The following is a 17,207-nucleotide window of genomic DNA, read 5'->3' as shown; positions in this document are numbered from 1 at the left end:
TTGAACAACGATGAGCGAGAACCTGCTCGAGGTGTCGGGGCTCGAGAAGCACTTCCCGATCACCAAGGGCCTGCTCAAGCGGCAGGTCGGCGCCGTGCGCGCGGTGGACGGCATCGACCTTCAGGTGAAGGCGGGCGAGACGCTCGGCCTGGTCGGCGAGTCCGGCTGCGGCAAGTCGACCACGGGCCGGCTCTTCAGCCGGATCCTGGAGCCGACCGGTGGCAAGATCGTCTTTGACGGCAAGGACATCACGCACAAGTCGGTGACCCAGATGCGGCCGCTGCGTCGCGACGTCCAGATGATCTTCCAGGACCCGTACTCGTCGCTGAACCCGCGGCACACGGTCGGCTCGATCATCGCGGCGCCGCTGCAGATCCAGAGCATCCCGACGCCGCAGGGCACCAAGAAGGCCGTGCAGGAGCTGCTCGAGCTGGTCGGCCTCAACCCCGAGCACTACAACCGGTACCCGCACGAGTTCTCCGGCGGTCAGCGCCAGCGCATCGGCATCGCCCGCGCGCTGGCCCTGCGGCCCAAGATGATCATTGCCGACGAGCCCGTCTCGGCGCTCGACGTCTCGATCCAGGCGCAGGTCGTCAACCTCCTCGACGACCTGCAGAGCGAGTTCGACCTGACCTACGTCTTCATCGCGCACGACCTGTCGGTGGTACGGCACATCTCCGACCGGGTCGCGGTGATGTACCTGGGCAAGGTGGTGGAGATCGCCGAGCGCGACGACCTCTACCGGAACCCGCGTCACCCGTACACGGTCGCCCTGATGTCGGCGGTCCCGGTGCCCGACCCCGCGCGGCGTGATCGGGCGCAGCGCGAGCGGGTGCTGCTCACCGGCGATGTGCCGAGCCCGATCAACCCGCCGTCCGGATGCCGCTTCCGCACCCGTTGCTGGAAGGCGCAGGACATCTGCGCGACGGAGGAGCCGCCGCTGGTCACCCGGCTCGACGACCCGGCCTCGCACCAGACGGCGTGCCACTTCCCGGTGGTCGAGGACGAGCAGGTGGCGGGTCGCCGTCCGGCGTCGGCGCCGGCTTAGACCCCTGAGCCCGTACGCCCGGAGCCCGCGCCCGTGAGAGCGCGGGCTCTAGCCTTCTTCGGGCCGATTGAGCAGACCGACCGCGAGCTTGTGAATGGCCGCGGCGTCGGCCGGATCCTTGACCGTCACCTTGCCCCCGGTGACCTTGTACCACTCGTCGGCCTCGAGATACTGCACGTGCACGGTCACCTTGTTGCCGTCCGCCTCGGTCCGCAGCGTCAGGTCCCCCGTGATCACGCCGACCTCGTCGGTCATGACCCCACCGGGCCCGGCCGTAATGTTCGTCTTGAGCTCGCCCTTGGACGACCGACCTTCGCGCGCCGCCCCGCCGGTCTTCTCCGCCCCGCCGGCCTTCTCCGCCGCGCCGGCGTTCTCCGCCGCGCCGGCGTTCTCCGCCGCGCCGGCGTTCTCCGCCGCGCCGGCGTTCTCCGCCGCGCCCGCCTTCTCCGCCGCGCCGGTCTTCTCCGTCGCGGCGACCGCGTCCGCCGCCCCCGCGGTCGATCCGGCTCCCGGCATTTCCGCCGCGACGGCCGCGGCTGCCGACCCGGCACGCAGCCCACCATCCGATTTATCCCCCGGGCCGGACATTTCCGGCGCGGGACCGGCGCCAGCCGCGGAGGAGGCGGAGGAGGCAGCCGCGTCGGCGGCGGACCCGCCGGCAACGGGCGCTCCGACAGCGTCGGACGCGGGTGCGGTGGTGCCGGCGGGGGCGGAGGCTGGGTCGATCATCAGCACTTCCTCAGCATGTCGTCGAGGGCGGTCTTCTCGGCGGTGGTGACCGTCAGCTTCCAGTGGGTCTTCACCGCGATCCAGTCTTCCGCATACCCACACCACGTGCTGGTATCCGTCGGCTTCCAGGTCGATGGATCCTGGTCGCCCTTCGAGCGGTTCGACGACGCCGACACCGTGACCAGCTGCGGGTCGTCCAGATCGTTGGCGAAGTCGCCGCGCTTCGCGGTTGTCCAGGCGGACGCGCCCGACCGCCAGGCGTTGGCCAGCGGCACCAGGTGGTCGATGTCGGCCAGGGTCGGCGACGACAGTGTCTTGCCGTCGTAGACGCTCTTCCACGTGCCGGCCACCACGTTGCAGCCGGAGAGCTTCACCTTGCTCCCGTCGCGCTTGAGCACCGAGTCGCGCACGTCGCAGTTGCCGCCGGTGCTGCGCCAATGCGGGAACTTCTCCCGGCTGTAGCCCTTCATCGGGCCGGGCTTGGCCACGGTCAGCTTCTTGAGCTGCGCCTCGGCCGTCGCGCTGCTCCCGCCGCCGCCCGAACCGGGCTTACCGGTCTTGGTGGGCGCGGGCTTGGTGGTTTTCGCGGGCTTGGTCGTCTTGGTGGTCTTGGTCGCGCCGGGAGCGGGGCCCACGTCGATCGAAACACCCTGGCAGGCGCTCAACCCGATGGCGGCGGAGAGGAGAATAACAGTCCAACGAGGAGTGTGGAGGGGCACTCCTTCAGACTAAGGCCGTCTCGTCCGATCTGTCCCGGTCGATAACCCGTGAGTGGATCATCCCGCGCGCCGCCAAGCCGGGTGCGGAAAGCGGCGCGCGGGAGACCCCGAAATCAGCGAGCGCGGTTGATCGCGCTGGTCACGGCCTTGATCGAGGCGCTGACGATGTTGGCGTCGATGCCCACGCCCCACACCACCTTGTCGCCGACCTCGACCTCCACGTACGCCGCGGCCTGCGCGTCACCACCCGAGGTGAGCGCGTGCTCGTTGTAGTCCAGCACCCGAGCCTGGATGTCCAGCGGCTTCACGGCCTGCACGAACGCGTCGATCGGGCCGTTGCCGACACCGAGCAGCGGGCGGCGTACGCCCCGGTGGAAGATCTCCACGTCGATCTCGACCTTGCCGTCCACCGTGGCCGTCGAGTAGCTCTCGATCTTGAATGCCGTCGACATCTGGTGCTCGACCAGGTACTCCGCCGCGAAGATGTCCCACATCTGCTGCGGGCTGACCTCGCCGCCTTCCTCGTCGGTGTGGTGCTGCACCACCCCGGAGAACTCGATCTGCAGCCGGCGCGGCATGTCGAGGTTGTGCTCCTCCTTCATGATGTACGCCACGCCGCCCTTGCCCGACTGCGAGTTGACCCGGATGACCGCCTCGTAGCTGCGGCCCACGTCCTTGGGGTCGATCGGCAGGTAGGGCACGCCCCAGGCGAACCGGTCGACCGGCACCCCGGCCTCGTCCGCATCGGACTTCAGCCAGGCGAAGCCCTTGTTGATCGCGTCCTGGTGGGAGCCGGAGAAGGAGGTGTAGACCAGATCGCCCACGTACGGGTGGCGCTCGTGCACGGGCAGCTGGTTGCAGTACTCGACGGTCCGCTTGATCTCATCGATCTGGGCAAAGTTGATCATCGGGTCGACGCCCTGGGAGAACATGTTCAGCCCCAGCGTCACCAGGTCGACGTTGCCGGTGCGCTCGCCGTTGCCGAACAGGCAGCCCTCGATGCGGTCGGCGCCGGCCATCAGGCCCAGCTCGGCGGCGGCCACGCCGGTGCCCCGGTCGTTGTGCGGGTGTAGGGACAGCACGACCGAGTCGCGCCGGGGCAGGTGCCGGTGCATCCACTCGATCGAGTCCGCGTACACGTTGGGGGTGGCCATCTCGACCGTGGCCGGCAGGTTGATGATCAGCGGCCGGTCCGGGGTGGGGTCGATCACGTCGATGACGGCCGAGCAGACCTCCAGCGCGTACTCCAGCTCGGTGCCCGTGTAGGACTCCGGCGAGTACTCGTAGAAGATCTCGGTGTCCGGCGTGTAGATCTCGGCGTACTTTTGGCAGAACCGGGCGCCGCTGGTCGCGATGTCGGTGATGCCGTCCTTGTCGAGCCCGAAGACCACCCGGCGCTGCAGCACCGACGTCGAGTTGTAGAAGTGGACGATCGCCCGCTTGGCGCCGCGCAGCGACTCGAAGGTGCGCTCGATCAGGTGCTCACGGCACTGGGTCAGCACCTGGATGGTGACGTCGTCCGGGATCAGGTCCTGCTCGATCAGCTGGCGGATGAAGTCGTAGTCGGTCTGCGACGCGGCCGGGAAGCCGACCTCGATCTCCTTGTAGCCCATCTGCACCAGCAGCATGAACATGCGCCGCTTGCGCTCGGGCGACATCGGGTCGATCAGGGCCTGGTTGCCGTCCCGCAGGTCGACCGCGCACCAGCGCGGGGCGGCCTCGATGTGGCGGGACGGCCATTGGCGGTCGGGCAGCTCTACCTTGAACTGCTGCTGGTAGGGCTGGTAGCGCTCGAAGGGCATGGCAGACGGGCGCTGAGTATCGAAAGAAGACGTGGACATGTCGGCTGCTCCAAGGAAGGACGAGGCGAGGAGGCGGCGCCCGCGTTCTAGATAACGCAGAAACTCCGCGACGAGGTGCCGGCCTGGGATGGGGCCTCGTCGCGGCAGCGAAGAAGGAGTGCCTGCCACATGTCGGAATCACCCTACGTGATCAACTCGGACGGAGCTAACTCTACGCCCGGATCGTGGGATGCCGGGGTCAGGCTGGTGACGCCACCCCGGACGGCTCGACAACGGCCGGTGGCGGCGGCGGGGCGTCGGTGGTCATCGGCTGGGCGCCGGACTCGGGGCCGGGCAGCGCCACCGTCGCCGGGCCGGCCACCTGGCTGACCAGCTTGAGCGTGCCGAAGTCGACCCGGGCCGCGGTCAGCACGCCGTCGTCGGCGTAGCAGTAGATGCCGACGTCGACCGGCGCCTTGAGCGACGCCGAGACCGAGTCGACCGAGAAGCAGGTGCCCTGCGCGCCCGCGAGCGGCTCGACCTCGGTCACCGAGAGCGCCGACTGCCGGTCGGCGAAGACCGGCAGCCACTGGCGGAAGAGGCGCTCCACATCCGGCGAGTTGCCCTTCGGCACCCGCTTGCCGGGCTCGGCCACCTTCACGCAGGTCGGCGTGACCGGGTTGCTCGCCGAGGCGACCGTGCACTGGTCGACGCCGGTCCGGGCCGAGACGATCGAGACGTCGGTGGTGCCGCCGAGCATGCCGTCGCTGACGTCCACCCGCCAGGTGCCGTCGGCGCCGATCGTGGCGACCACGTTGTGCCGGCGCCCGTCCTGGTCGTCCAGCGTGTAGAGGGCCGCGTACGCCTTGTCGAGCGCCAGCGTCGCCCGCGCCACGAGGTCCGCCCGCGCGTCGGTGCCGGCCGGCGGCGGGGAAGCCGACGCCGTGGGATCGGGGGCCGGATCGCCGCCGCCGCACGCCGTTCCGGCCGCCAGCACCAGCAGGGCGGCGGCCGGGACGGACAAAGAGCGGAAGCGTGGGCGCACCGAGACATTCTCGCCTCCGCGGGCCGAACCGGTCGGCGTCGCGAGCCTGGCGTGTCGCGGCTATCCCAAAGCCGGTGCGGCTCTCCGAAAGCGGGTGCGGCTCTCCGAAAGCCGGCGCGGTTCTCCGAAAGCCGGCGCGGCTCTCCGAAAGCCCACCGCGGCTGTCCGAGAGCCCAGGACGGCCGGAATCTGGGATCGGCTGTCGGAGTTCGGCGGGGTCGCGGCTACTGTGGTGGCGACCGAACTGACCGGTGTTGCCGGTATGTGATCCGAAGGAATGGTTACCCCGTGGCACTGGTGGTGCAGAAATACGGTGGCTCCTCGGTGGCGACCGCCGAGCGCATCAAGCGGGTGGCGGAGCGCATCGTGGCCGCTCGCAAGGCCGGCGACGACGTGGTCGTGGTGGTCTCGGCGATGGGCGACACGACCGACGAGCTGCTCGACCTGGCCAACCAGGTGAGCCCGCTGCCGCCCGGCCGCGAGCTCGACATGCTGCTGACCGCCGGCGAGCGCATCTCGATGGCGCTGCTGGCCATGGCCATCCACAACCTGGGCTACGAGGCTCGTTCATACACGGGCTCGCAGGCCGGCGTGCTCACCACCTCCACGCACGGCAAGGCCCGGATCATCGACGTGACCCCCGGCCGGCTGCGCTCCGCGCTAGACGAGGGCGCGATCGCCATCGTCGCCGGCTTCCAGGGCGTCTCGCAGGACACCAAGGACATCACCACGCTCGGCCGCGGCGGCTCGGACACGACCGCGGTGGCGCTGGCCGCCGCCCTGCACGCGGACGTCTGTGAGATCTACACGGACGTCGACGGCGTCTTCACGGCCGACCCGCGCATCGTGCCCGACGCCAAGCACATCAAGCAGATCACGTACGAGGAGATGCTCGAGCTCGCCGCCGGCGGGGCGAAGGTGCTGATGTTGCGATGCGTGGAGTACGCGCGGCGCTTCAAGGTGCCCATCCACGTACGCTCTTCGTACTCGCACAAAGAAGGCACGCTCGTCACCGGATCGATGGAGGACCCTGACGTGGAGCAAGCTTTGATCACCGGGGTGGCCCACGAGCGCAGCGAGGCCAAGATCACCATTGTCGGCGTGCCCGACGAGCCCGGTGCGGCCGGCCGCATCTTCGAGACCGTGGCCCAGGCCGAGATCAACATCGACATGATCGTGCAGAACGTGTCGACCGAGGGCACGGGCCGCACCGACATCTCGTTCACGCTCCCCAAGGCCGACGGCCCGACCGCGATGGCGGCCCTCGACAAGATCAAGGAGCAGATCAAGTTCAAGAGCCTGCTCTTCGACGACCACGTCGGCAAGGTCTCGCTGATCGGCGCCGGCATGCGCTCGCACCCGGGCGTCGCCGCCTCCTTCTTCGCCTGCATCGGCGAGGCCGGTGTCAACATCGAGATGATCTCCACGTCCGAGATCCGGGTCTCGGTCGTCTGCCGTGACACCGACCTCGACACCGCGGTGCGGGCCGTGCACGACCAGTTCGAGCTGGGCAGCGGCGAGCAGGCGGTGGTGTACGCCGGCACCGGGCGGTAAGCGCTCCGATGGCGCAGCCCACGCTCGCCGTCGTCGGGGCCACCGGCTCCGTCGGGACCGTCATGCTCGAGCTGCTCACCTCCCGGCGCAACGTCTGGGGGGAGATCCGGCTGCTCGCGTCCGCGCGGTCGGCCGGTAAGCAGCTGTCCTGCCGCGGCGAGCAGCTGACCGTGCGCGAGCTGACCCCGGAGGCCTTCGACGGCGTCGACATCGCGCTGTTCGACCTGCCCGACGACGTGTCGCTGGCCTGGGCGCCGGTCGCCACCGCGCGCGGGGTCACCGTGGTCGACAACTCGGCCGCGTTCCGCATGGAGCCGGACGTGCCGCTGGTGGTGCCCGAGGTCAACCAGGATGCGATGGGTACGCGTCCGCGGGGCATCGTGTCCAACGCCAACTGCACGGTGATGGCGATGATCATGGCGATCGCCCCGCTGCACCGGGAGTACGGCCTGCGCGAGCTCGTCCTCGCCTCCTACCAGGCCGCCTCGGGCGCCGGTCAGGTCGGTGTCGACACCCTGCACGACCAGCTCAGCAAGGTCGCCGGCGACCGGTCGCTGGGCTCGCGGCCGGGCAACGTGCGGCAGGCGGTCGGCGACGACCTCGGGCCGTTCACCGCGCCGCTGGCGCTCAACGTGGTGCCCTGGTCCGGCGACCTGGCTCCGATGGGCTGGTCGTCGGAGGAGCTCAAGCTGCGCAACGAGTCCCGCAAGATCCTGGGGATTCCGGCTCTCAAGGTGTCGGCCACGTGCGTACGCGTGCCGGTCGTGACCGGTCACTCGATCGCCGTGCACGCCGTCTTCGGCTCCGAGGTCGACGCCGACGGCGCTCGTCAGGTGCTGCGCAACGCCCCCGGCGTCATCCTGGTCGACGACCCCGAGGCCGGCGAGTTCCCGATGCCGATCGACGCGGTCGGCACCGACCCGTCGTGGGTGGGCCGCATCCGCCGGGCGATGGACGACCCGCGGGCGCTCGACCTCTTCATCACCGGCGACAACATGCGCAAGGGTGCGGCCCTCAACACCGTGCAGATAGCAGAGCTGCTGGCAGCTGAGGGCCGGTAACCCGGGGTCAGCTCAGGTCGTCGCGGGTCAGCAGCGCCCGCAGCTTGATGCCCTCGGCCGCCAGCGCCTCGGCGCCGCCCTCCTTGCGGTCGATCACGCACAGCGCGTGGTCCACGTGGGCGCCGAGCTTCCGCAGCTCACCGGTCGAGATCACGACCTGGCCGCCGGACGTGACCACGTCCTCGACGACCAGGACCCGCCGGCCGGCCACCTCGGCGCCCTCGGCCAGCCGCGCCGTCCCGTACTGCTTGGCCTGCTTGCGCACGAAGGCGGTCGGCAACTTGGCGTGCCGGGCCAGCGCCGTCACCACCGCGATGCCGCCCATCTCGAGGCCGGCCAGCACCTCGGTGCCCTCGGGGATCAGCACCGCCATCCGCTCGGCCAGCCGGTCGAGCAGCTCGGGGTCGGCCTCGAACTGGTACTTGTCGAAATACTCGGTCGCCGTCCGTCCGGACCGCAGCACGAACGAACCGGTCAGGCGGCTCACGTCGCGGACACGCCGCGCGAGGTCATCAGGAGAAGTCACAAGGACCAAGCCTGTCACTCCGCTCGAAGACACCGAACAGCACCCCGGTGGCAACCACTCAGCAACCGACAGATGATGCCGATCAGGGGATCATGCAGATCAACCCGCACCGTTGGTTCGGCGCCGGGCAGAGCAGCGCGGCCGATTCGGCGAAGGCAGGCGCCGAGGCCGCGGCCGAGGCGACCGGTGGCCGCGTGCCCAAGGCCGTCTTCGTCTTCAGCTCGGTCGCGCACGACCTGCCGGCGCTGCTGGCGGCGGTACGCGAGGAGGCCGGCCCCGACGCCGCGATCGTGGGCAGCACGACGATGGGCGAGCTCGGCAACGGCGGCATGACCGTGGGCGGGGTCGCGGTGGCGGCGCTCGGCGGTGACGGCTTCACGGTGCACACCCGGGTGGCCGTGGTCGACGAGCACGACCCGCGTGCGGCCGGGGTGGCGGCGGCCGAGGCGTTGCGCGGGCTACACGACGACAACCGGGTGCTGATCCTGCTGTGCGACGGGATGACCGGGCACCCGCACGAGATCGTCCGGGGCGCGTACTCGTCGGCCGGCGCGGCGTACCCGCTGGTCGGCGGTTTCGGCGCGGACGACCGGCACTTCGAGCGGACGTACCAGTTCCACGGCGACGAGGTGTTCTCGGGCGCGGTGGTCGGGGTCGCGCTCGGCTCGGACGGCCCGATCGGCATCGGGATCGCGCACGGCTGGCGACGCATCGAGCCCCCGATGATCGTCACCAAGAGCCACGGCGCGCACATCTACGAGCTCGACGACGCGCCCGCGCTCGACGTGCTGCTGGACCGCAACGACTTCGAGGGCACGGCGGCCGAGTTCTTCGACCGGGGACGCCAGCTGCAGCCGCTCGGTTTGTCCCGGCGCAACGGCGAGGACATCCGGGTGATCCACGCCGGCGACGACGAGGAACGCTCGGTCTGGGGCACCGCCGACGTCCCGCAGGGCGCCCTGGTCTGGCTCATGGAGGCCGACCGGCAGGCATTGCTCGACGGGGCGACCTGGTCGTGCACCGAGGCGGTGGCCCGGCTCGACGGGCTGGCCCCGCTCGGCGTACTGGCCTTCGACTGCGGCGGGCGCCGGGCCGGCCTGGTCGAGGGCGGGGGCGGCATGGAGGACGAGATCGCCGCGATGCGGGAGGCCCTTCACGGCGCGCCGTTCGCCGGGTTCTACACCACCGGCGAGATCGCCCGGGTCCGCGGCGCGAGCGGTCTGCACCACCTGACCCTGGTCACTCTCGCCCTGGCCTGAGCGATGTTGACCTACCTACTCACCGAGTACTTCACCGCCGTGAACGCCGCCGCGGACGAGGAGTCCGCGATCGCCGGCGCCGTCGAGCGGGCGACCGAGATGGTGGAGGCCGAGGCGGGCGCCGTCGTGCGCGAGGGCCGGGTCTCTGGCGCGTACGGCTTCGGCGCGCAGGTCCCCGTCGCCGGCCTGCTCGCCGTCGCCGCCGGTCAGACCGTGCTCGACGTTCCCGGTCTGGGGGAGTTGCACGCCGCGCCGAACCCGCTCGGCGGCGAGGACGGCGACGCGTTGATCGTCTGCCGGGCCGACGAGCCGTTCACGCCCGCGGAACGGCAGATGCTGCGGGGGATGGGCCAGGTGCTCGGCCTCGCGCTGCGCAGCATCCGGGTGCTCGCCGCCGAGCGGCACCTGCGCGCCGAGAAGGAACGGCAGGCCAGCAACGCGCAGACCCGGCAGCGGCTGGTCGAGTCGCTGCTCACGATCCAGCGGGCGATCTCCGCCCGGCGGCCGCTGCCGGAGATCCTGGACGCGGTGACCAGCGGCGCGGCCGATCTGCTCGACGGCGCCACGGTCGCGCTGCTGCTGGCCGAGGGCGGCCCGGACCGGCGTCTGTCGGTGGCCTCGACCTGCGGCGGTACGGACGGCGAGCCCGTGGCGGAGTCGGCGGCGCGGGCCGCGATGTCCGGCGGCACGGTGCTGGTCCGCCCGGACGCGACCGGCACGGTGATCGCGGCGCCGGTGCGGGTCACCGGCGAGATGGCCGGCAGCCTGATCGCCCACCTGCCCGGGAGCACCGAGCAGTACGCCGAGCAGCGTGACCAGCTCGCCGCGTTCGCTCAGCAGGTCAGCCTGGCGCTGACCGACGCGCGGACCGTCGAGGCGGTCCGCGAGGCGCACCACGACCCGATCACCGGGTTGCCCAACCGCGCGCTCTTCCTCAAGATCCTCAACCGGGTGCTGGCCTCGCGTGCGACCGAGACCGACCCGACCAGCGTGCTCTTCGTCGACCTCGACCGGTTCAAGGCGGTCAACGACAGTCTCGGCCACGAGGCCGGCGATCAGCTGCTCGCCCTGGTGGCCCGGCGACTGCGCGGATGCGTACGGGCCAGTGACACCACCGCCCGTCTCGGCGGCGACGAGTTCGCCGCGCTGTTGCACGACTCGCCGGTCGAGGCCGCCACCATCGTCGGAGACCGGGTCGTCGCCGCGATCAAGGAACCGTTCCGGGTGGCCGGCCGCGAGGTCTTCATCGGCGCCAGCGTCGGCATCGCCACCTCGCGTGAGCCCACCGAGCGCTCGGAGACGCTGCTGCACAACGCCGACCTGGCGATGTACCGGGCGAAGAAGGACGGAACCGGGCGGGTGCTGGTCTACGAGCCGTACATGCACACCGAGGCGCTGGACTACCTGAGCATGCGCGGCGACCTGCAGCGGGCGCTGCGCGGCGGCGAGTTCCGGCTGCAGTACCAGCCGCTGGTCCGGCTGACCGACGGCGTCGCGGTCGGCGTCGAGGCGCTGATCCGCTGGCACAGCCCGACCCGCGGCTTCGTCTCACCGGTCGACTTCATCCCGATCGCCGAGGAGTTCGGCCTGATCACCGACATCGGCCAGTGGGCGCTCGAGACGAGCGCGCAGCAGGTCGCCCGCTGGCGGCGCGACTTCCCCGACCTGGGGCTCAACGTCAATGTCTCCGGGCACCAACTCGTACATCCGCGATTCGCCGACAATGTGATGCGCGCGCTCGCCATCGCCGGCCTGCCGTCCAGCGCCGTGACGCTGGAGCTGACCGAGTCGGTGCTGATGAGCGAGCCCGACCTCGGCAAGGCGGCGCTGCACGTGCTGCGCGGCCTGGGCGTGCAGCTGTCCATCGACGATTTCGGTACGGGCTATTCGTCGCTGGCCTATCTGCGCGAGCTCCCGGTCGACGAGCTGAAGATCGACCGCGCCTTCATCGCGCGGGCCGAGCTGACCGCCGAGGATCTAGCCCTGGTCCGCACGATCGTCGAGCTCGCGCAGATCCTGGGCCTGCGCACGGTGGCCGAGGGCATCGAAAACGCTGCCCAGCTGGAGGCGTTGCGCAAGCTGGGTTGCGGCTACGGCCAGGGCTACTATCTGTGCCGCCCGACCGACCCTGACCAGCTGCCGTCGTGCCTGGCCCGCCCGCTGCGCGAAGACCTCGTCACCCATCCGCGTACTTGATCTCCGCGCTACAACATGGAAGATCCTTTTGGGGTACTTTTCGCCTAATTGGTGCTAATTACTCGGAAGGAACATTCCGTGACACCCTTCGCATTGTTCTTCCTCCTGGCACTCGCCGGCTCGTCCTGTTTCGCGCTCGGCCGCGCCCTGGGCCGCGGCGAGCGCTACGAAAAGGGTTACCGAGAGGGCTTCCGCGACGGCGAGACCGGCTCCCTGGCCCGAGCCGCCCGCCTGATCCAGCTCGACGCCCGCCCAGCCATCGCCCCCGCGGTCGAATCGATGCTGGGCCCTTACTCGGTGCCCCAACAGATCCCCGGCCGAAGCGTAGGACCAGCCGTAGCCGCGGTCCCGGTCCGCCCACAGTTGGCGCTCTGAATTCCCCATCAAAATCCAGCAGCAGATATACGCCGAGAGCCGCCCACGACCGCAGCAGCCGGCCGTGCGCGGCTCTTCGCGCATCTAGCGGCCCCGCCCCCGCGAGGCGAGCCGACCCACCCCTGGTCGACCCCGCCACCCCGCCCCGCTCAGGCCCCAGCCCCGCCCACCGCCGCCGCCACTCGTGAACGTTGATAGATACTCTGCGCCCGTGCTCGATCGCGACGATTGCCCACCCTCGACCGAATGCCACGGCAGCTCTCACCGGCAGGGGGACAGGCAGTGATCGATCTCGACCAGCCGGCTCAGTACCGCACGCCACCGAACGGGACCGCACGATGGCTCCGCCTTACCGCCCCGAAAGCGCTGCTAACGATCGTGCTCGCGTCGCTGTTGGCCGGCGCGATACTGGGCGGCGTCGCGACCTATATCTGGCGCTATAAGCCCTTGGCCGCGTCGATGAAACACGACGAGTCCGCCGTCGCCGTCCTGCTGTTCGCCGAGCCCGACACCATGACCATGACCACCAAACAGCGCCGGGTGCACCTCGAAGCCCAGGTCACCGTCGTGAACGCCGGCCCGGCATTGCTCAACGTCCGGGCCGTCCGCGTCGACCAACCCGGCGTCACGGTGCGCAGCGCCGACAAGGAACGCCAAATCCCACCGGCGACAGCCTTACCCATCGACGTCGCGGTCGACTGGAATTGCCCGGGCGGCGAGCCCACCGTTCTTACCGCTTCCGTGAGCGTGGAGACAGCGGACGAGCAGCCGCGCAACATCACACCGGTAGCCCTGGGCGGAACGCCGTGGCTCGAAGCCGTACGCACCGGTTGCGCCGGCTCGTAAATGCGGCCCCAGAGAGTCGTACCGCGGCCGTAGCTGGTGTCTCGCATGCTGGGCGGAGCGTCCGGTAGTACCGGGCTCAGCGGCCTTTCAGACGGACCTGGGCCGGAAATCGGGCGAGATTTTTTGGAGCTTGAGCGCTTGCTGAACTCTTGACGGGAAGGGTTGTTTCAAACTGTGATCGAAGCTGTTTCGAGCACATGACGGGAAGGACCCCCTCCAGCATGACCACACTTGCCGGGCGGCCCGTCCGCCGCCACCTCGGGCGGATGCTCGCCATTGGTCTCGCCGTGGTGACCATCAGTTCCCTCACGGGCACGTCGGCCACCGCCGCACCCCCTGCCGGGGTTTCGCCGGCCTTCGGCCCCAACGTGATCGTCTTCGACCCCAGCATGCCGACGGCCGAGATCCAGGCCAAGGCCGACGCGATCTTCGCGCAGCAGGACAACAACGAGATGGGCAGCGCGCGCTACGCGCTGCTGTTCAAGCCGGGGACGTACGGCACCCAGGCGCAGCCACTGATCATCAAGGTTGGTTACTACACCGAGGTCGACGGCCTCGGCCAGGACCCTTCCGACGTGACGATCAACGGCGCCGTCGCGGCGTTCGGCCACAACGGCAGCGGCGCGCTCGACACGTTCTGGCGGTCCGTCTCGAACTTGACGATCAACTTCAAGGGCGTCGGCGACTGTCACACGTCGAACGAGATGTGGGCCGTGTCGCAGGCCGCGCCGATGCGCCGCGTCGACGTCAAGGGCTTCACCACGTTCATGCCGTACTGCGAGAACCCCAACTTCGCGAGCGGCGGATTCGTCGCCGACTCCTTCCTCGAAGGCGGAGCCCTCAACGGATCGCAGCAGCAGTTCTACGTCCGGAACAGCAACCTCGGTGGGGGCTGGTCCAACTATGTCTGGAACCAGGTCTTCTCGGGTGACATCAACGCCCCCGCACAGGACTTCGGTAACGGCCACGCCTACACCACGCTCGCGACGACCCCGCTGAGCAGGGAGAAGCCGTACCTCTACATCGACGATTCCGGCAACTGGGCGGTCTTTGTTCCGTCCGCGCAGCGGAACTCCGCCGGAACCTCATGGGCCAACGGCCACACGCCCGGCACCTCGCTCCCGCTGTCGAGCTTCTTCGTCGCGAAGCCCTCCGACTCGGTCCAGGCCATCAACAATGCGCTGTCCAAGGGGCAGAACCTACTTCTGACTCCAGGCGTTTACGACGTTGCGCAAACCATCAAGGTCAAGCGTCCCGATACGGTCGTCCTCGGCCTCGGCATGGCGACGCTGACGGCGCAGAACGGTGCAACAGCGCTGAGCACCGCTGACGTCGCCGGCATCGACATTGCCGGCATCACGGTCGACGCCGGGCCCGTGAACTCGTCGGTGCTCGTCCAGATCGGCACCAAGAACGGGAACAACGGCGTCCCGCACAGCGACGACGCCCGTCCGGTCGCGCTGCAGGACGTGTTCTTCCGCGTCGGCGGGCCGCACGTCGGCAAGGCTGACGTCGCGCTCGAGGTCAACACGAACGGCGCTCTCCTCGACGACCTGTGGGTCTGGCGTGCGGACCACGGCGTCGACGGCTCCGTCGGCTGGACGGTCAACACTTCCGGCACCGGCCTCGTCGTCAACGGTGACGATGTCACCGCGACCGGCTTGTTCGTCGAGCACTTCCAGAAGTACAACGTCGTCTGGAACGGCAACGGCGGCACCGTGGTGTTCTTCCAGAACGAGCTGCCCTACGACGCTCCGAGCCAGGCTGCGTGGTCGCACGACGGTGTGCTCGGGTGGGCCGCGTTCAAGGTCGCGGACTCGGTCGACACGTTCCAGGGCTATGGCATGGGTAGCTACATCTACACGAACAAGACCTCCGGACTGCACGCAACGCGGTCCTTCGAGGCGCCCGTAAAGCCCGCTGTCCAGTTCCACGACCTGACGACGATCGCGCTCACACCATCGACCGCGACATTCGACTACGGCACGATCGACCACGTCATCAACAACACCGGCGGCTCTGCCAGCAGCAGCGTCAACCCGGACGTGGCCGTCCAGGTGGTCAGCTTCCCCTGAGGCGCGACCCCAGGACGCCCGCTCACAAGGGCAACCCAGATCGACTCGATGGGCCGGAGCTCTGCTCCGGCCCATCCGCCTTCCGCGGCTCTTCACGAAGCAGGGGGTAGCCGTCGTCTGAATCCGCGTCGTGAAGCGTCGCGACTTTCGGCGCCGACAAGAGAGAAGGTGCGCAGCGCGGTCGCACAGCTGGGGTACGGGCGTGGCGGCCCGGTCTACCCGGAGCGGCTGCAGAGACACTTCAGGACCGGCTCCCCTGATCGGAAGAACCGGTCCTGACGTGGCAAAACTCTTGGTCGGGGTGGCCGGATTTGAACCGACGGCCTCTTCGTCCCGAACGAAGCGCGCTACCAAGCTGCGCCACACCCCGAGCTGCCTGGAAATAGTATCCGACGCCGAGGCCCACGCGAAATCGGTATCCCCCAAACCGCAAAACCGCAGGTCAGCGGGGTATCAGCGTCAGCACCGAGGCCTCCGGCCGGCAGGCGAAGCGGATCGGCGCCGTGGGGTGGGTGCCCAACCCGGCCGACACGTGCAGCCATGACTCCGACCCGGGCCAGCGGTGCAGCCCCTTCGCCATCGACTGGGGCAGGTCACAGTTGGTGGTCAACGCCCCGTACAGCGGCACGCAAACCTGCCCACCGTGCGTGTGACCGGCCAACATCAGCGAGAACCCGTCGGAAGCCATGGCGTTCAGCACCCGGGACGCGGGCGTGTGCGTGACCCCGATGTGCAGGTCGGCCCCGCTCGACACCGGGCCGGCCACCGACGGGTAGTCGTCCTGCTCGATGTGCGGATCGTCGACCCCGACGAGCTCGATCGAGCGACCCCCCGCCTTGAGCACCGTGCGAGCGTTGTTCAAGTCCGCCCAGCCGGCATCGACGAACGCGGCCCGGAGATCCTCCGCGGGCAGGTCGACTCCCTGCACGTACTCGCGCTCTCCGGGAAGCACGTAGCGCAACGGATTCCGGAAGACCGGCCCGCGATAGTCGTTGGAGCCGAAGACGAAGGCGCCCGGCAGCGACAGGTACGGCTCGAGCGCACGCAGGACGCCGGGTAGCGACTCCGGGTCGGCCATGTTGTCGCCGGTCACGACGACCAGGTCGGGGTCGGTGCCGGCGAGCGCGGCCACCCATTCCTGCTTGCGCCGCTGGGTGGGCATCATGTGCAGGTCCGAGATGTGCAAGATCCGCAGCGGCTCGGCGTCCGGCTCGAGGACCGGCACGTCGAAGCGGCGCAGCGTGAAGAGGTTGCGCTCGATCAGCGAGGAGTAGGCGAAGGTGGTCGCGCCGGCCGCCGCCACACCGGCGGCCAGGGCGATAAGGGGGCGCTTACGCATGTCGGCAAGAGTAGTTTCTCCGGTCATGGGAACGTTGAAAGATCGCCTGAACGATGACCTGCACACCGCCATGAAGTCCCGCGACGACCTGACCACCGCCACGCTGCGGATGGCGCTGGCCGCGGTGCGCAACGCCGAGGTGGCCGGCAGCGAGGCACGCGATCTCTCCGACGACGAGGTGCAGGCGGTGCTCACCAAGGAGTCGAAGAAGCGTCGCGAGGCAGCAACCGCCTTCGCCGACGCCGGACGTTCCGACCAGGCGGCCAAGGAGCGCGCCGAGGGCGAGATCATCGACCGCTACCTGCCCAAACAGCTCACCGACGAGGAGATCGCCACCATCGTCACCCAGGCGCTGCAGCAGGCAGGCGTGAGCGGCAAGGCACAGATGGGCCCGGCGATGAAGGCGGCGCAGGCGGCGGTGGCGGGCCGAGCAGAGGGCGGCCGCGTAGCAGCCGAGGTGCGGCGCCAGCTAGGCGTCTAGCTGCCGGCTCAAAACCAAATTCACGCGGATGTACGAGCGGACCGGCCCCCAACCGCACCACCGGCGGCGGGGCTGGCTACCGCGTCCTACGGCCCCGCCCAGTGGAGCGCCCACAGGCCCCGCCGCTCGCCCGCCGCGCCCGATCGGTTCGGCACGAAGACCCTCGTCGAGGG

At 69.6% G+C, this 17,207-nt stretch carries 15 protein-coding genes and 1 tRNA gene; 9 read left to right on the top strand and 7 right to left on the bottom strand.

The features are described from left to right. Positions 1–10: 10 nt before the first annotated feature. Positions 11–1,048, top strand: a complete 1,038-nt coding sequence (locus ACQP2F_RS44875) for an ABC transporter ATP-binding protein (protein WP_433298944.1) — start codon at positions 11–13, stop codon at positions 1,046–1,048. Between the two features lie 48 nt (positions 1,049–1,096). Here ACQP2F_RS44875 and ACQP2F_RS44870 read toward each other — a convergent pair whose 3' ends face one another. The 4 genes from ACQP2F_RS44870 to ACQP2F_RS44855 all read right to left on the bottom strand — a co-directional run bounded on the left by ACQP2F_RS44870 (position 1,097) and on the right by ACQP2F_RS44855 (position 5,322). Continuing rightward, positions 1,097–1,777 (bottom strand): hypothetical protein, encoded by a 681-nt coding sequence (locus ACQP2F_RS44870; protein ID WP_433298942.1) that lies wholly within the window; start codon positions 1,775–1,777, stop codon positions 1,097–1,099. Further along, positions 1,777–2,412: an HNH endonuclease family protein gene (locus ACQP2F_RS44865; protein ID WP_433298940.1), complete on the bottom strand. Its 636-nt coding sequence runs from the start codon at positions 2,410–2,412 to the stop codon at positions 1,777–1,779. The genes ACQP2F_RS44870 and ACQP2F_RS44865 overlap by 1 nt, the downstream gene beginning before the upstream one ends. Before the next feature lie 197 nt (positions 2,413–2,609). Continuing rightward, positions 2,610–4,337, bottom strand: coding sequence for a 2-isopropylmalate synthase (gene leuA / locus ACQP2F_RS44860; RefSeq protein ID WP_433298938.1), 1,728 nt, complete (start codon positions 4,335–4,337; stop codon positions 2,610–2,612). Positions 4,338–4,536: 199 nt separating this feature from the next. After that, entirely contained in the window at positions 4,537–5,322 is a 786-nt protein-coding gene (locus tag ACQP2F_RS44855) for a hypothetical protein (RefSeq protein WP_433298936.1), read from the bottom strand. Between the two features lie 288 nt (positions 5,323–5,610). Here ACQP2F_RS44855 and ACQP2F_RS44850 point away from each other — a divergent pair, with 288 nt between their 5' ends. Both ACQP2F_RS44850 and ACQP2F_RS44845 read left to right on the top strand, forming a co-directional pair. After that, positions 5,611–6,876 carry an aspartate kinase gene (locus ACQP2F_RS44850; protein ID WP_433298934.1) on the top strand — a complete coding sequence of 422 codons (1,266 nt, stop codon included), beginning with the start codon at positions 5,611–5,613 and terminating at the stop codon, positions 6,874–6,876. An 8-nt stretch (positions 6,877–6,884) separates the two neighbouring features. Further along, the gene (locus ACQP2F_RS44845) at positions 6,885–7,937 is read left to right on the top strand and encodes an aspartate-semialdehyde dehydrogenase (RefSeq protein WP_433298932.1); all 1,053 of its coding nucleotides are present in this window, start codon (positions 6,885–6,887) and stop codon (positions 7,935–7,937) included. Positions 7,938–7,944: 7 nt separating this feature from the next. On the opposite strand, the gene pyrE is transcribed toward ACQP2F_RS44845, so the two are convergent. Then, entirely contained in the window at positions 7,945–8,463 is a 519-nt protein-coding gene (gene pyrE / locus ACQP2F_RS44840) for an orotate phosphoribosyltransferase (protein WP_433298930.1), read from the bottom strand. Between the two features lie 92 nt (positions 8,464–8,555). Between pyrE and ACQP2F_RS44835 the strand changes: the two genes are divergently transcribed. From ACQP2F_RS44835 to ACQP2F_RS44815, 5 genes are all read left to right on the top strand, one after another. Continuing rightward, entirely contained in the window at positions 8,556–9,722 is a 1,167-nt protein-coding gene (locus ACQP2F_RS44835) for an FIST signal transduction protein (RefSeq protein WP_433298928.1), read from the top strand. A 3-nt stretch (positions 9,723–9,725) separates the two neighbouring features. Then, the gene (locus tag ACQP2F_RS44830; protein ID WP_433298926.1) at positions 9,726–11,918 is read left to right on the top strand and encodes a putative bifunctional diguanylate cyclase/phosphodiesterase; all 2,193 of its coding nucleotides are present in this window, start codon (positions 9,726–9,728) and stop codon (positions 11,916–11,918) included. 78 nt (positions 11,919–11,996) lie between these two features. Further along, positions 11,997–12,293 carry a hypothetical protein gene (locus tag ACQP2F_RS44825; RefSeq protein ID WP_433298925.1) on the top strand — a complete coding sequence of 99 codons (297 nt, stop codon included), beginning with the start codon at positions 11,997–11,999 and terminating at the stop codon, positions 12,291–12,293. A 282-nt stretch (positions 12,294–12,575) separates the two neighbouring features. Beyond that, entirely contained in the window at positions 12,576–13,139 is a 564-nt protein-coding gene (locus ACQP2F_RS44820) for a hypothetical protein (RefSeq protein WP_433298923.1), read from the top strand. Between the two features lie 221 nt (positions 13,140–13,360). After that, positions 13,361–15,214, top strand: a complete 1,854-nt coding sequence (locus tag ACQP2F_RS44815) for an adenylyl cyclase (protein WP_433298921.1) — start codon at positions 13,361–13,363, stop codon at positions 15,212–15,214. A gap of 293 nt (positions 15,215–15,507) precedes the next feature. Here the strand turns inward: ACQP2F_RS44815 and ACQP2F_RS44810 are convergent. Together ACQP2F_RS44810 and ACQP2F_RS44805 are read right to left on the bottom strand one after the other, a co-directional pair. Continuing rightward, positions 15,508–15,584 (bottom strand) — tRNA-Pro (locus tag ACQP2F_RS44810). A gap of 72 nt (positions 15,585–15,656) precedes the next feature. Then, positions 15,657–16,553: a metallophosphoesterase gene (locus ACQP2F_RS44805; protein WP_433298919.1), complete on the bottom strand. Its 897-nt coding sequence runs from the start codon at positions 16,551–16,553 to the stop codon at positions 15,657–15,659. Positions 16,554–16,578: 25 nt separating this feature from the next. On the opposite strand from ACQP2F_RS44805, the gene ACQP2F_RS44800 reads away from it, so the two are divergent. After that, a complete protein-coding gene (locus tag ACQP2F_RS44800) occupies positions 16,579–17,034 on the top strand; it encodes a GatB/YqeY domain-containing protein (protein WP_433298917.1) in 456 nt (151 codons plus the stop codon). Positions 17,035–17,207 lie beyond the last annotated feature (173 nt).

The organism is Actinoplanes sp. CA-030573, from assembly GCF_050951115.1.
In the GTDB taxonomy this organism is placed as follows: Bacteria; Actinomycetota; Actinomycetes; order Mycobacteriales; family Micromonosporaceae; genus Actinoplanes.
Note: the sequence above shows the minus strand (reverse complement) of the source record. Positions and strands in the feature narration are given on the sequence as shown.

Coding starts and splice junctions, on each gene's coding strand:
- ACQP2F_RS44800 (WP_433298917.1), top strand. CDS start 16,579: ATGGGAACGTTGAAAGATCGCCTGAACGATGACCTGCACACCGCCATG.
- ACQP2F_RS44805 (WP_433298919.1), bottom strand. CDS start 16,553: ATGCGTAAGCGCCCCCTTATCGCCCTGGCCGCCGGTGTGGCGGCGGCC.
- ACQP2F_RS44830 (WP_433298926.1), top strand. CDS start 9,726: ATGTTGACCTACCTACTCACCGAGTACTTCACCGCCGTGAACGCCGCC.
- ACQP2F_RS44845 (WP_433298932.1), top strand. CDS start 6,885: ATGGCGCAGCCCACGCTCGCCGTCGTCGGGGCCACCGGCTCCGTCGGG.
- ACQP2F_RS44815 (WP_433298921.1), top strand. CDS start 13,361: ATGACCACACTTGCCGGGCGGCCCGTCCGCCGCCACCTCGGGCGGATG.
- ACQP2F_RS44835 (WP_433298928.1), top strand. CDS start 8,556: ATGCAGATCAACCCGCACCGTTGGTTCGGCGCCGGGCAGAGCAGCGCG.
- ACQP2F_RS44870 (WP_433298942.1), bottom strand. CDS start 1,777: ATGATCGACCCAGCCTCCGCCCCCGCCGGCACCACCGCACCCGCGTCC.
- leuA (WP_433298938.1), bottom strand. CDS start 4,337: ATGTCCACGTCTTCTTTCGATACTCAGCGCCCGTCTGCCATGCCCTTC.
- ACQP2F_RS44875 (WP_433298944.1), top strand. CDS start 11: ATGAGCGAGAACCTGCTCGAGGTGTCGGGGCTCGAGAAGCACTTCCCG.